The 13,467-nt window shown below is 31.8% G+C and carries 12 protein-coding genes and 1 other RNA gene; 8 read left to right on the top strand and 5 right to left on the bottom strand.

Going from position 1 to position 13,467, the window contains the following annotated elements; genetic code table 11:
- Nucleotides 1-222: 222 nt before the first annotated feature.
- Complete coding sequence (gene kdsA, locus F6P99_RS12715; protein WP_152287869.1) at nt 223-1,044, top strand: 3-deoxy-8-phosphooctulonate synthase; 822 nt, start codon at nt 223-225, stop codon at nt 1,042-1,044.
- An 80-nt stretch (nt 1,045-1,124) separates the two neighbouring features.
- On the top strand, nt 1,125-2,045 hold the full coding sequence (locus tag F6P99_RS12710; RefSeq protein ID WP_193316080.1) for a transglutaminase domain-containing protein: 921 nt from the start codon (nt 1,125-1,127) through the stop codon (nt 2,043-2,045).
- 1 nt (nt 2,046) lies between these two features.
- On the opposite strand, the gene F6P99_RS12705 is transcribed toward F6P99_RS12710, so the two are convergent.
- Entirely contained in the window at nt 2,047-2,274 is a 228-nt protein-coding gene (locus tag F6P99_RS12705) for a DUF3820 family protein (protein WP_152287867.1), read from the bottom strand.
- A gap of 123 nt (nt 2,275-2,397) precedes the next feature.
- Here F6P99_RS12705 and ssrA point away from each other — a divergent pair.
- Nucleotides 2,398-2,793: a transfer-messenger RNA gene (gene ssrA, locus F6P99_RS12700) on the top strand.
- Nucleotides 2,794-2,961: 168 nt separating this feature from the next.
- On the opposite strand, the gene F6P99_RS12695 is transcribed toward ssrA, so the two are convergent.
- From F6P99_RS12695 to F6P99_RS12685, 3 genes are all read right to left on the bottom strand, one after another.
- Complete coding sequence (locus F6P99_RS12695; protein ID WP_152287866.1) at nt 2,962-3,411, bottom strand: hypothetical protein; 450 nt, start codon at nt 3,409-3,411, stop codon at nt 2,962-2,964.
- Nucleotides 3,412-3,775: 364 nt separating this feature from the next.
- Nucleotides 3,776-4,360, bottom strand: a complete 585-nt coding sequence (locus F6P99_RS12690) for a hypothetical protein (RefSeq protein WP_152287865.1) — start codon at nt 4,358-4,360, stop codon at nt 3,776-3,778.
- Between the two features lie 10 nt (nt 4,361-4,370).
- Nucleotides 4,371-4,703, bottom strand: a complete 333-nt coding sequence (locus tag F6P99_RS12685; RefSeq protein ID WP_152287864.1) for a hypothetical protein — start codon at nt 4,701-4,703, stop codon at nt 4,371-4,373.
- 161 nt (nt 4,704-4,864) lie between these two features.
- Between F6P99_RS12685 and F6P99_RS12680 the strand changes: the two genes are divergently transcribed.
- The 4 genes from F6P99_RS12680 to F6P99_RS12665 are packed head-to-tail and all read left to right on the top strand — an operon-like array spanning nt 4,865 to nt 9,556.
- A complete protein-coding gene (locus tag F6P99_RS12680; protein WP_152287863.1) occupies nt 4,865-5,965 on the top strand; it encodes a glycosyltransferase in 1,101 nt (366 codons plus the stop codon).
- Nucleotides 5,966-5,968: 3 nt separating this feature from the next.
- The gene (locus F6P99_RS12675) at nt 5,969-6,871 is read left to right on the top strand and encodes a glycosyltransferase family 2 protein (RefSeq protein ID WP_152287862.1); all 903 of its coding nucleotides are present in this window, start codon (nt 5,969-5,971) and stop codon (nt 6,869-6,871) included.
- Nucleotides 6,872-6,881: 10 nt separating this feature from the next.
- Nucleotides 6,882-8,183, top strand: coding sequence for a cryptochrome/photolyase family protein (locus F6P99_RS12670; protein WP_152287861.1), 1,302 nt, complete (start codon nt 6,882-6,884; stop codon nt 8,181-8,183).
- Nucleotides 8,184-8,242: 59 nt separating this feature from the next.
- Entirely contained in the window at nt 8,243-9,556 is a 1,314-nt protein-coding gene (locus F6P99_RS12665) for a polysaccharide deacetylase family protein (RefSeq protein WP_152287860.1), read from the top strand.
- Here F6P99_RS12665 and F6P99_RS12660 read toward each other — a convergent pair.
- The gene (locus tag F6P99_RS12660; RefSeq protein WP_152287859.1) at nt 9,553-10,236 is read right to left on the bottom strand and encodes a cell division ATP-binding protein FtsE; all 684 of its coding nucleotides are present in this window, start codon (nt 10,234-10,236) and stop codon (nt 9,553-9,555) included. The two genes, F6P99_RS12665 and F6P99_RS12660, sit on opposite strands and share 4 nt — an antisense overlap.
- A 157-nt stretch (nt 10,237-10,393) precedes the next feature.
- Here F6P99_RS12660 and F6P99_RS12655 point away from each other — a divergent pair, with 157 nt between their 5' ends.
- A complete protein-coding gene (locus tag F6P99_RS12655; protein ID WP_152287858.1) occupies nt 10,394-13,447 on the top strand; it encodes a tetratricopeptide repeat protein in 3,054 nt (1,017 codons plus the stop codon).
- Nucleotides 13,448-13,467: the final 20 nt, after the last annotated feature.

The following is a 13,467-nucleotide window of genomic DNA, read 5'->3' as shown; positions in this document are numbered from 1 at the left end:
GCAGGTAGCAGGTAGCAGGTAGCAGGTAGCAGGTAGCAGGTAGCAGGTAGCAGGTAGCAGGTAGCAGGTAGCAGGTAGCAGGTAAATTAAAAAATAATATTTTGTCTTTAGAAAAAAACGAAACACCATAGAGAATTCATATGATTGAAAATGTTTTCTATTACATTTTGTTAATTGCGAGTTGCTAATTGAAAACCTATCTTTGTCAAAAAAACAAAACAAATGGATTTAAATCTTATTCCTAAAATAAAACACACAAACAGTGGTAACTTTTTTCTTTTAGCAGGTCCTTGTGCCATTGAAGGAGAAGACATGGCCTTAAGAATTGCTGAAAAAGTAGTTTCAATCACGAATAAATTAGAAATTCCTTATGTATTTAAAGGAAGTTTTAAAAAAGCCAACCGTTCTAGAATTGATAGTTTTACAGGAATTGGAGATGAAAAAGCCTTAAAGATATTGCGCAAAGTTTCAGAAACTTTTGATGTTCCAACAGTCACAGATATCCATACAAACGAAGATGCCGCAATTGCAGCAGAATACGTAGATGTATTGCAAATTCCAGCATTTTTAGTTAGACAGACCGATTTAGTTGCAGCAGCAGCTAAAACAGGTAAGGTAGTAAATCTAAAGAAAGGGCAATTTATGAGTCCTGGAGCTATGAAACATGCTGTGCAAAAAGTAATAGATAGTGGAAATGAAAAAGCTTGGATTACCGATAGAGGAACGATGTTTGGTTATCAAGATATGATTGTAGATTTTAGAGGAATTCCAGAAATGAAAGTCTTTGCCCCTACTGTTTTAGATGTAACTCATTCTCTACAACAACCAAATCAAACCAGTGGCGTAACTGGAGGAAGACCAGATATGATTGAAACGATTGCTCGCGCGGGGATTGCAACAGGAGTGGATGGATTATTTATTGAAACGCATTTCGATCCCGCAAATGCTAAATCTGACGGAGCAAACATGTTAGATTTACAGCACTTAGAAGGATTACTTAGTAATTTAGTTGCTATCAGAAAAACGATCAACACCCTTAGTTAATGTTCTTATTACAAAATATACAAAGACTGTTTTTCAGAAATGTGAAACGGTCTTTTCTTTTTTTTAGTTTACTCCTTGTGGTGAACACTACTGCGCAGGAATTTCACAACGTAGACAGTATTGCAAAAACATATGATTCTAACATCAATTCATTGCAATTATTAACTGCATATATTGAAAGAGATTTTGACTCTGACATAAAACGAGCAAGAGCCTTATTTGTTTGGCTCACAGCAAACATCTCATATGATTTAAACGATTACAATTACGGCCCTAAAAATTACAAATTCAATTATGCTTCTCCAGAGGAACTTGAAACTAAAATCAATACTCGCAAACAAGACATTGTAACTTTCACCATGAATTACAAGCGAGCTGTTTGTGAAGGATATGCTGAAACATTCAAACAAGCTTGTGATTTATTAAACATAGATTGTGTTGTAATTAGTGGATACACTCGTGGTTCTAGTTGGGAAATTGGAAAATTACCCTTAGAAGGAAACCATGCTTGGAATGCCATGAAAATCAAAAATGAATGGAAACTAGTCGATAATACATGGGGTGCGGGTCATTCCAGAGATGCAAACCATTGGGTTCGTGATTTTGATGACTATTATTTTTTAGTAGCTCCTGAAGAACTCATTACATCACATTACCCAGAAGATAAAAATTGGCAACTACTTTCATCTCCTTTGAATGAAAAAGAATTCACGAATCAACCCAATTATGCTTCCTTATTTTTCAAAGAAGAATTGCAATTGATAGCTCCAACAACGGGAATTATTTCTGGAAATGATGAATTCATCAGTATAAAATTAATAGGAGCTTCAAATGATACTGAATTCGGCTATGCTTTTGATAATGATTATTATTTAACGACAATTATTCCTGAAATAAATGGAGGAATTACAACACTAAACATTCCTAGAAAAAACAAAAAAAAGATAGCACTAAAGATACTGATTGATACAGATATGATTGTTAAATTTTATGTCGATTAGATTATTGATTAGAATCTTTCCGAATTTTATGTATCAAATATTCCAAACCATTTAGTTTTAATTCATAAACTAACCGGAGCATGTCTCCAATTTGTCCTTTTGGAAACCCTTTTGCATTGTACCAAACAATGTAATGTTCGGGTAAATCAATCAAATAAGTTCCTTTGAATTTTCCAAAAGGCATTCTAGTATGTGCTAATTTTTTTAAATATTCTTGCTGGTCTTGCATCCTACAATTTTAAGTAGTTCAAAAATATTATTTCTTTTGAAATTTCTCTTACAATGAAGGCTTAATATCTTTTTATTTTAATTAATTTTGCTGACCATTGATTTTATGTGTATTCATAAAAAAGGGGACGACTGGTTTTGACAGCGAGATCAATTAACTAGTAAGCATGTCGAGAGATGGAGCTCATTCTCGTAAATCGAGGTTCCAAAACAATAAACGGTGAAGAATCTTTCGCCATGGCTGCCTAATCTGAATTACAGTAAGATTGGCCTCGGCTCACAAGGTGAGCAAGCTATGCATCTCATGTAAGCGCTGATAGACCGCGTACAATTTAGAGGTGTCGTAAAAGTCTAGATAGGAAAAGTATTACTTAGCTGCTTTTCTGAAACTCTAATAAGTTAAGCTTAAAGTAAGTTGTTTTTGACTAGCTTTTTGTCGAAAATTTGATAAAAACTATGCATGTAGAAAGCTACGCGATTGCTTGTTTGGACCCGGGTTCGATTCCCGGCGTCTCCACTTTAAACCCTTATAAACCTAGTGTTTGTAAGGGTTTGTTTTTCTGGTTGACAATCTAGTTGACAATTTTTTTTCTTGATTATTTGGTTCAATATTTGATAGTTTCTATCTTCGAATATAATAGAATATGATAAAGAATCTATTTTTGAAATTCAAAATCCATGATGAGTTTTAATCAAACTGATAACCTTGAATTTCTTTAATAAAACTAATCGTCTCAAAATAACCATTATCATTTACTTTAATGATATCTTCAGTCACTCCATCTTCTTCTGTAGAAGTAAGTATGATGAGTTTGTTTTGGATGGAACTTCTAAAAAAACCTGTTCCTTCAATATCTTCGTTGTAACAACTATTTGTAGACACTAAGTTTCCTAAAGTATCAAAACTTGCTATAAAGCCAGATGTTTGGGATCCATTATCTTCAAAGTTACAAAAGAACACAACTATAAAATCATTCCTCATAGATATTTTTCCCACAGGTTTAGTTACATCATTAAAATACCAAGCTGTCGAATCAAATTCCTTCCCCGTCTCATCTACTATCACTACATTAGCACCTTCCCATAAATTCAATAAATCATCAGGTATTTCAGGATAATGTTGAGAGCGAAGGCTCATTATAAGTAAATTTGATGTACCAAACTTATCTGGTAAATTAAATTCGGGTAGACTATTTATATACTCAAGAGCTGACTGGGCGTTTGTTGTAAAACCAAATAAAACAAATGCAATAATAATTTTTAGTCTCATAATTTTATTTAGTTTTTAATGACTCAATATATTTTAATTTCAACTCAGTAAGGTCTTCCCACTTATAAATATTATTTTCTCCTTTATTTAATATTAGAAGAAGTTGTGTTTCCTACTCTGTAAATTGTATAAGTATCCTTATACTTGTTTCTGCATAAGATAAGATGTATCTCTCCATCTTTTAATAATGTGCCAGCAGTGTCATCAATAAAAAGTAAAAAACGATATTTCTTTAGTAACTAAATATTCCTTGATAATTAGCTTCATCAAATTCTTGTGAGGATTCAATAATAAATTCTCCATTATCATTTATGATATAAGTAATTCCCTTTCCTAAAGATTCCGTAGCGTATAAAACTTTTATTTTATTATTTAAAAAATAAAAATCAACAAATTCATTCGTACCAGTATATGCAACCTCTAATTCTGAAACTTGAATAAAGGTGTTTTTTTCTTTTTTGATATTTAATAATGTAAAAGTAGTTCCCACAAAACCTTCTGGTACATATTTAATCAAAATTGTAAATATCGAAGGTGTTAAGCTGTACTTTCCTAGATATATGTCATTTATTGCTCCAATATCCATACTTCTTTCTTTTCCCATATAGCCAATATAAAAATAATTTCCACTGGACAACTCAGATGAGTACGGCTTAACACTAAATCCTGTAAAATTCTCATAAAGTTCTCTGTCAAAATTTGTATATTCTGAATGTTTTGGTAATTCTGATAAATTGTTTAAAAAATTTTCCAATGGTGTTTGTGCTTTTAAACAAAAACTGTATGTCAACAACAATGCTACTAATATATTTTTCATATTTCTTGATTTATAATTTCAATCTATGGTAACCTTTAAAATCTTTATGTCTAGAAAGTGCTTTACTACCTACCTTGTATTGGCAGTTTCTTACTTTATCTACTCCTTGTTGTTTATTGAAGGTGTCTTCTTCTCTACCACCAGATGAACCTATAGATTCAAGTACATATATTGTTTTTTTGTCGGCAGATACACCTGTTACAATATCAGTATGTCCATCAGATGGTCTCCTCCAAACAAAAATATCACATTTTGGCGTAATAAAATCATTACGTTCGCTATGCTCAACTAATGAAATATCACTACTTGCAATTGCAGACCATATTTCATGCTCTGTGACCATTAGGCCTGTATCAATCCACTTTACTACACTAGAGCATTCCCAGCATCTCCACAAAAAACTCTCTATAAACTTATTGTTTACAGAGAGTTTTATTTTTTCGACTTCGATACAATAAAAATGAGTATTTTGGTAGTCTATTTAGAACCAACTTTTCTCAACCTTTGAAAAAAATTCTTGTTTCTGTAACCAATGATTTAACCACCGATCAACGTGTACATAAAGTATGTACAACCTTGATTGAAAATGGTTTTGAGGTTACACTAATTGGTAGAAAATTAAAACATAGTCTCGACCTAAACAGAGAATACAAGACCATTAGAATGCAACTATTCTATAATAATGGATTTTTATTTTATGCTGAATACAATCTTCGTCTTTTTTTTAAACTACTATTTTTAAAAAAAGACATATTGCATTCGAATGATTTAGATACCTTGTTACCAAATTATTTGATAGCTAAATTGCTAAAAAAACCGTTGGTCTATGATAGTCATGAATTATTTACTGAAGTACCAGAATTAGTTGACAGACCCAAAGTTCAACAAATTTGGTCGGAAATCGAAAAAAAAATAGTTCCACGGCTAAAAAATTGCATTACCGTGTGCGATAGTATCGCTTCATTTTATGAAAAAAAATACAATGTTCCATTTCAAGTGGTAAAAAACGTCCCAAAAACAACAGAAATTGTAACCAGAGAATTCATCATTGATACAGAAAACAAATATCTATTGTTATATCAAGGAGCAGTTAATAAAGGACGTGGAATTGAACTCATGTTAGAAAGCATGAAACTTCTAAAAGAGCATATTCTGGTGATAATTGGAAATGGAGATTTATTCGACGAATTAAAGTTCCTTGCAAAAAATGAAGCTCTTAAAGAAAAGGTTCATTTTCTTGGAAGTATTGTTCCTGAGGAATTAAAGACACTCACTCCGTTGGCTACTATCGGACTAAGTCTAGAAGAAGATTTAGGTCTAAATTATCGATACGCTTTACCCAATAAATTATTTGATTATATCCAAGCAGAAGTTCCTTGTTTGGTCTCGGATTTACCAGAAATGAAAAAAATCGTACTCGATAATAAAATCGGAGAAGTTCTAAAAAAGAGAACTCCTCTTGATTTAGCAAATCAAATAGAGGATATTTGTAAAAACAAATCTAAATACAATTCGTTCAAAAAACATTTGCAGTTAGCAAAACAAGATTTTAATTGGGAAATGGAGAGTGAAAAATTAATTTATCTTTATAAAAATATAATTTAGCCAATGCTTTCTATTTGCATCCCTGTTTTTAACTTAGAAATAGCAGAACTTTATTGCGCCTTACAGGCTCAAATAGATTCTTCGAAAAAAGAGATTGAAATTGTGGTTATCGATGATGACTCAAAGGAAGCATTTAAAATTGCAAACAGAAAAACTTGTGCTGAAAGCACTTATATTGAACTTCCAGAAAATGTTGGAAGAGCAAAAATTCGAAATTTATTTCTAAAACATACCAAATACGACAACTTACTTTTTTTGGATTGTGACTCAAAAATCACGGATATAAACTACCTCGAGAATTACATAAAACTTTTGAATAAAAAGGCTATTCAAGTTGTTTTTGGAGGAAGTTATTACCATGCAAAAAAACCAAACAGAGAACATTTGTTGCGTTGGGAGTATGGGACAAAAAAAGAAAACAAACCTATACAAGTCAGAAAAAAATTAAAAAACAAAGCTTTTTTGACCAATAATTTTTTGATTGAAAGAACTGTTTTTGAAAAAAACAAATTCGACGAAAGTTTAACAAAATACGGATACGAAGACACCCTTTTTGGATACAACCTAACCTTAAATGGCTATCGAATTTCACAAATAGACAACCCTGTTCTCAACAACGAATTTGATACGAATATTGAATATTTAAATAAGGTTCGTGAAAGCATAGACAACCTGTACATCATTATACAAAAACATAACTATGACGAAGGTTTGTTCGAGCATATAAAATTATTAAAAGCTTATAAAAAAATTGAACAGAAAAAAATACTCAAGGCGTACAACTTACTTTTCAAGCTAAAAAAACCAGTTATTTTAGTACTCTTAAAATCAGGTTTTTACGGGAGCTTAGCGCTTTTCAACTATTACAAACTAGGTTTAATTTGTGAAAAATTATCTAAAAAATAGTCCTAATTAGATGTATACAAAAAAACAAAAATTAAATATCTTTTGGTTTCGAAGAGATTTGCGTTTACAAGACAATTGTGCTCTTTCAAATGCTCTGAGTAGCGGATTGCCAGTGTTATCTATTTTTATTTTTGATGAAAAAATTCTTTCTGAATTACCAAAAGATGATGCAAGAGTAAGTTTTATTTACCAAAACTTAAAAAACATAAACAAATCACTTCATAAAAAATCATCTAGTCTTTTAATAAAAAAAGGAAAACCAGAAGACATTTGGGAAGAGTTGATTGAAACTTTTGACATCAATGCAGTATTTACAAATGAAGATTACGAACCATATGCAATAAAAAGAGACCTGCAAGTTGCTAGTTTATTGCAAAAAAAGAACATCTCCTTCCATTCCTTTAAAGACCAAGTGATTTTCGAAAAAAATGACATCTTAAAGAACGACGGAAAACCGTACACGGTTTATACCCCATATAAAAACAAATGGAGAAGTCAGTTTCATGAGGCTTTATTGAATGAATATTCTACTGAAAATACGGGATCTTTTCTGAAAGAAACGTTCGATTTTCCAACAATCGAATCCATCGGGTTTTCAACTTTGAAAACAAAAGTAGTCGATTTCACCATTGATGCTTTAGACAACTATGAACAAGAAAGAAACATTCCTTCCATAGACAAGACAAGTTATTTAAGCCCGCATTTACGCTTTGGAACGGTAAGTATTCGTAAAATAATTTCAAAAATAAAACACAATGAAGTGTTTTTAAACGAACTGATTTGGAGAGAGTTTTTTATGCAAATTTTGTATCATTTCCCCAAAGTAGTAGCTCGTAATTTTAAAGAAAAATACGATTTTATTGCTTGGAGAAACAATAGAGAAGATTTTGAAAAATGGAAAACAGGTAGTACTGGTTATCCTTTTGTTGATGCTGGTATGCGACAATTGAACCAAACGGGCTATATGCACAATCGTGTACGTATGATTGTGGCCGGTTTTTTAACCAAACATTTGTTGATTGATTGGAAATGGGGAGAAGCTTACTTTGCTGAAAAACTATTAGATTACGAATTGGCTTCGAATAACGGAAACTGGCAATGGTCGGCAGGGACTGGTTGTGATGCTGCTCCTTATTTTAGGGTTTTCAATCCTACAGAGCAAGTCAAAAAATTCGATCCAGAATTAAAATATATCCGAAAGTGGATTCCTGAATTTGACTCTCTTGAATACCCTTTGCCTATGGTAGAACATAAATTTGCGAGAGAACGTGCTTTGTCAACCTACAAAATTGGGTTAGAGAAAGCAGAATAATCTATATTTTTACAACATAATTAAAGAAAAAAGATCCTATTTCCTATAAACGAATTAATTTGAAACGAATTATTATTTTCAGTGATATCGTAAACAATCGTTTGACATATGTACTCGATGTGATTTTCAAACATGTGCTTATGGTGGAGTATTCGATTTTAAATAAAAAAGAGTTCACTCAAATAAAGGATGCTGTAAAAATCAATTATAGTTCCGAAAAAATTGAGAGCACCATTCAAATCATACCGCATCAAATAATTTCTGAAACCTCGATAGAAAAATATGCTCCGAAAGTAGTTTACCAGGATGATGTTCCTTATTTTTTCAAAACATCATCAGTAAACGAATTTCAATACGATTTATTTGCTTGTGTATTTTTTATGGTAAGTCGGTATGAAGAATACCTGAATTCTGACCTTGACATTCATGGAAGGTTCAAAGCAGAAAATAGTTTGGCCTTTAAACATGATTTTCTTGAACATCCTGTAGTTCATTACTGGGTAAAGAAATTACAAAACTCAATTGAAACGAATCATCCAAATTATCAATTTCCAACGAAAAAATATAAATACATTAACAGTATTGATATTGATGTTGCCTATTCCTACAAAGGAAAATCCAAAGCTTTACTATTTATCAGTTTTTTCAAAAACATTCTGCAAATAAACACACAAGAAATTAAGAATAAGTTCTCTTATTTTGTTAAAAGCTCTAAAGATCCATTTGATACCTATGAGATTTTCAGAGACCTATCTGAAAAATATAAAAAGCCCAATTTATTCTTTATTCAAATAGGAAATTACGGAACACATGACAAAAATCTCCATTACAAATCTTCTGAATTCAATAAATTAATAAAAAGACTGCAACAAAAAAATACCATAGGCTTACACCCTTCCTACCATTCTAATTACAACCAAGAATCTTTGGGTGTGGAAAAAGAAAGATTGGAAGGCATATTGAATGAAAATATTACTAAAAGCAGGCAACATTTTTTAAAACTTAGCTTTCCAAAAACTTATGAAAATTTAATTGCACAAGGAATTAAGGATGATTATACATTGGGATTTGCTTCCAGATTAGGGTTTAGAGCTGGTATTTGTAACCCCTATCCTTTTTTTAATCTAAAAACAAATGAACAAACAAGTTTAATATTGCATCCTTTTCAGATCATGGATGGTACTTTGAACAGCTATATGAACCTAACTCCAGAGCAAGCCATCGCAAAAAGCAAAGAAATTATCAAAAAAACAAAAGCTGTCGAGGGTACTTTTATATCCTTGTGGCACAACTCTTCTTTGACAGAGCAAAATGAATGGAAAAATTGGAAATCTGTGTATACAGCGTTAGTACAATATGCACAAGAAAATTAAGCTCCTTGATGCACAACTTCAAACAACTCCCCTCCTTCACATTTGATTGTTCTTTGTTTGAATTTAAGAATCAGAGCATAATCATGTGTGGCCATTAATATAGATTTACCACTTTTGTGAATTTCACTCATCAAATCCATAACTTCTATAGAAGTCTTCGGATCTAAATTTCCTGTTGGTTCATCAGCCAAGATCAAATCAGGGTCATTTAAAAGCGCACGGGCAATGGCAATTCTTTGTTGCTCCCCCCCAGATAACTGAAATGGCATTTTATAATCTTTGGTTTTCATCCCTACCTTATCCAAAACTTCAGCAATTTTATCTGCAATTTTTTTAGCATCTTTCCAACCTGTTGCTTTTAAAACAAAACGAAGGTTTTCAAAAACTGTTCTGTCGTTTAATAATTTAAAATCTTGAAAAACAATCCCAATTTTCCTTCTTAAAAAAGGAATTTCTTTTGACTTTAAGGTCGCTAAATCAAAACCAACAATTTCACCAGATCCTTGTTTTAAATCTAAATCACCATATAAAGTTTTCATCAGACTACTTTTCCCAGAACCCGTTTTACCGATCAAATACAAAAACTCACCTTTTTCTATAGTCAAATTTACATCAGACAACACAAGGTTTTTGTCTTGATAAATTGTAGCATTCTCTAACTTTAGTATCGGTGTTTTCATGTAAGATTTTTAGTTTTACAAACTTATCGAATTCAATAAGAATTTGCAATTAAAATAACGCTACCTATCTCTTTAAATAACAAGCCAATAAAAACTACCAACTCTACGTTGTTATAAAGGAATATTATTTATTTTTGAACAATAAAACGAAACCTAAATGCAGTTTACAAAAATTTTTACTTCGCTGCTAACACTCTTTTTTTGCGTGTTGGCAAATAGTCAAAAATCAGATAAGTTCAGCCAACCCAATTTCGAATTTCAAAGAGGATTAGATTTATACAACAAAGAAATATATGAAGCAGCTTTTGACGCATTTTCTCGTGTTTCAAAAGAAGTTACATCTGACAAAAACCTAGCTGAAAGCTGTGATTATTACTTAGCGCTTACCGCCATAAAATCTGAGAAAAATAATGGAGAAGCCTTGTTATTTGAATTTGCAGAAAACTACCCTTCGAGTAACTACACGAATAACGCTTACCTTGAAGCTGGAAATTATTATTACAATCATAGAAAACCTGCAAAATCTTTAAAATGGTTTCAAAAGGTATCTCCCGAGCATTTAAACACGAAAGAAGAAGATACTTATAATTTTAAAATGGGGTATGCGTATTTTTCAAATAAAAAATATACCGAAGCCAAACAGTATTTTCTACCATTAACACGCTCAAAATATTATACGCCTGAAGCAAACTATTATTACGGATATATTTCATACCTACAAGGTGATTATTCAACTGCCATTCAATACTTCGACAAGTTAGAAGGAAACAAACGTTACGAAAAAGATATTCTGTACTATCGAATGAATATCGAATTCCAAAATAAAAACTTTGAAAAAGTAGTTATTATTGGAGAGGAATTATTGAAAGTATCCACGAAGAAAGAAGTCTCAGAAATTTCAAAAATTGTCGGTGAAAGTTATTTTTATTTAGAGCAATACGATCAAGCAATTGTGCATCTTAATAATTACAAGGGGAGAAAAAACCGTTTATCACACGAAGATCATTACTTTTTGGGCTATTCTTATTACAAAATCAAAGATTACGAAAACGCAATCCTACGTTTCAACAGAATCTCAAAAGGAAAAGACGAAGTAGCGCAAAATGCTTACTACCATTTAGGGGCTTGTTATTTAGAACTCAATAAAAAACCAGAAGCACTGAATGCATTTAAAAATAGTTCTGAATTAAATTTTAATGAAGAAATCAAAGAAGATGCAGCCTACAATTATGCAAAACTTAGCTACGAAATTGGAAACCCGTACAAGAGCAGTGCCGTTGTGCTTCAAGAATATGTTGAAAACTACACTACCTCTTTGAACTCTAGAGAAATCAATAAATTAATTATTGATACTTATATTTCTAGTAGAGATTTTGAAGGAGCCTTGGGGTATTATACAAAAAGAGATTTGACAAAAGACAAGTTGTATTACGAAATTTCAATGTATCGTGGAATGCAATTATTTCAATACTCTAAATATCAAGATGCATTACTTTTCTTAAAGAGAGCAAGCAGCCAAGTCATAGCAAGTGATATTCAAGCGAAATCCATGTTTTGGAGGGCAGAAACAGCATACAGATTAAATGATTACAAAGCTGCTCTAAACGATTTTCAAAGATTTCAACGTTTGCGAGCTGCAAAAAAAACAGATGAATACAATAGTATTCACTATGCTTTAGGTTATACTTATTTTAAATTAAAAGATTACAAACGCGCAAAAAAAAGTTTCACCTCGTACATAAAAAACAAACAATCAGATGCTGTAAAATTGAATGATAGCTATGTGAGATTGGGTGACTGTAATTTTATATCTAAGAGTTATTGGGAGGCAATCGAGGCCTATAATAAAGTCATTGCAAACAATACCATCGATGCAGATTATGCTGAATTTCAAAAAGCACTCAGTTATGGTTTTGTAAGAAAGAACGATCGTAAAATTGAAACCCTTGCAGATTTTGATGTTACATATCCAAAATCTACCTATAAAGATGATGCCTTATACGAATTAGGAAATGCGCAAATCAAAGCCAAAGAAAACAATGCCGCGATTGCTAGTTTTGACAAATTGATAGACAATTATAAAAACAGTCTGTATATCCCAAAAGCTATTTTGAAACAAGGTTTGATTTATTTCAATCAAAACAACACTGATAAATCAATCGAAAAATACAAATCAGTTGTTGCCAAGTACCCGAATGCCAAAGAAGCACAAGAGGCGGTTCAAAATGCACGTCAAGTATATGTCGATATTGATAAAGTAGATGAATACGCAGATTGGATCCGTAAAATTAATTACACTAAATTCTCTGATATTGACCTAGACAATGCCATGTTTGAAGCTGCTGAGAAAAAATATGTGAATAACGAATTACTAGCTTCTACACATAGTTTCAAAAAATACTTGATCAATTTCCCTGAAGGTTTGCACGCCTTAAAAGCAAATTTTTATAGTGCACAAGCTTATTTTAGTCTTGAGAATACTGAAAAAGCACTTCCGAAATACTTATATGTTGTTTCACAAAACTCGAGTGAATACACTGAACCTTCTTTGGTAAGACTGATACAAATCTATTTAGATAAAGAAGCTTGGACCGATGCAATACCTTATTTAGAACGCCTAGAGGTCGAAGCAAATTTCCCGCAAAACATTCTATTCGCACAAAGTAATTTGATGAAGGCAATGTTTACGCAAGAAAAATATACTGAGACTATTGCATACGCAGAAAAAGTGTTGGAAAACAACAAAGCAGATGTACAAATCAAATCAGATGCTACTATTTTTATAGCGAGATCTGCAATCAAACTTAATGATTTACCAAAAGCAGAAAAAGCTTATTCTGAAGTTACCAAAGACGCCAAGGGTGCTTTAAAAGCTGAGGCCCTCTACTATGATGCTTATTTTAAAAACAAAGCTGGTAGCTATGATGCATCAAATGAAATCATTCAAGAATTAGCATCTAAATATGCCAACCATAAATACTGGGGAATCAAAGGTTTGATTGTAATGGCAGAAAACAACATCGGTCTAAAAGACACTTTTCAAGCGAGTTATATTTTAGAAAATGTAATTAAAAATGCAGGCCAATACGAAGATTTAATGCTCGAAGCACAAGAAATTTTGGATCAAATTCAATCTCTAGAAAAACTAAAGAACAATTCAGAAAAGAAAACTTCTGATAAAAAAGATACTGAAGTACAAACAGAATTTTAATCGTTAAAATTTTGCACTAT

The sequence above is a fragment of the Flavicella marina genome, from assembly GCF_009193215.1.
Classification (GTDB): domain Bacteria; phylum Bacteroidota; class Bacteroidia; order Flavobacteriales; family Flavobacteriaceae; genus Flavicella; species Flavicella marina.
The sequence above is the reverse complement of the archived record's forward strand: the minus strand, read 5'-3'. Positions and strand labels throughout refer to the sequence as shown.

Excerpts from the sequence above, each read along its gene's own strand:
- F6P99_RS12705 (WP_152287867.1), bottom strand. The coding sequence starts at position 2,274 with ATGCAAGACCAGCAAGAATATTTAAAAAAATTAGCACATACTAGAATG.
- kdsA (WP_152287869.1), top strand. The coding sequence starts at position 223 with ATGGATTTAAATCTTATTCCTAAAATAAAACACACAAACAGTGGTAAC.
- F6P99_RS12660 (WP_152287859.1), bottom strand. The coding sequence starts at position 10,236 with ATGAAAACACCGATACTAAAGTTAGAGAATGCTACAATTTATCAAGAC.
- F6P99_RS12670 (WP_152287861.1), top strand. The coding sequence starts at position 6,882 with ATGTATACAAAAAAACAAAAATTAAATATCTTTTGGTTTCGAAGAGAT.
- F6P99_RS12675 (WP_152287862.1), top strand. The coding sequence starts at position 5,969 with ATGCTTTCTATTTGCATCCCTGTTTTTAACTTAGAAATAGCAGAACTT.
- F6P99_RS12690 (WP_152287865.1), bottom strand. The coding sequence starts at position 4,360 with ATGAAAAATATATTAGTAGCATTGTTGTTGACATACAGTTTTTGTTTA.
- F6P99_RS12685 (WP_152287864.1), bottom strand. The coding sequence starts at position 4,703 with ATGGTCACAGAGCATGAAATATGGTCTGCAATTGCAAGTAGTGATATT.
- F6P99_RS12655 (WP_152287858.1), top strand. The coding sequence starts at position 10,394 with ATGCAGTTTACAAAAATTTTTACTTCGCTGCTAACACTCTTTTTTTGC.
- F6P99_RS12695 (WP_152287866.1), bottom strand. The coding sequence starts at position 3,411 with ATGAGCCTTCGCTCTCAACATTATCCTGAAATACCTGATGATTTATTG.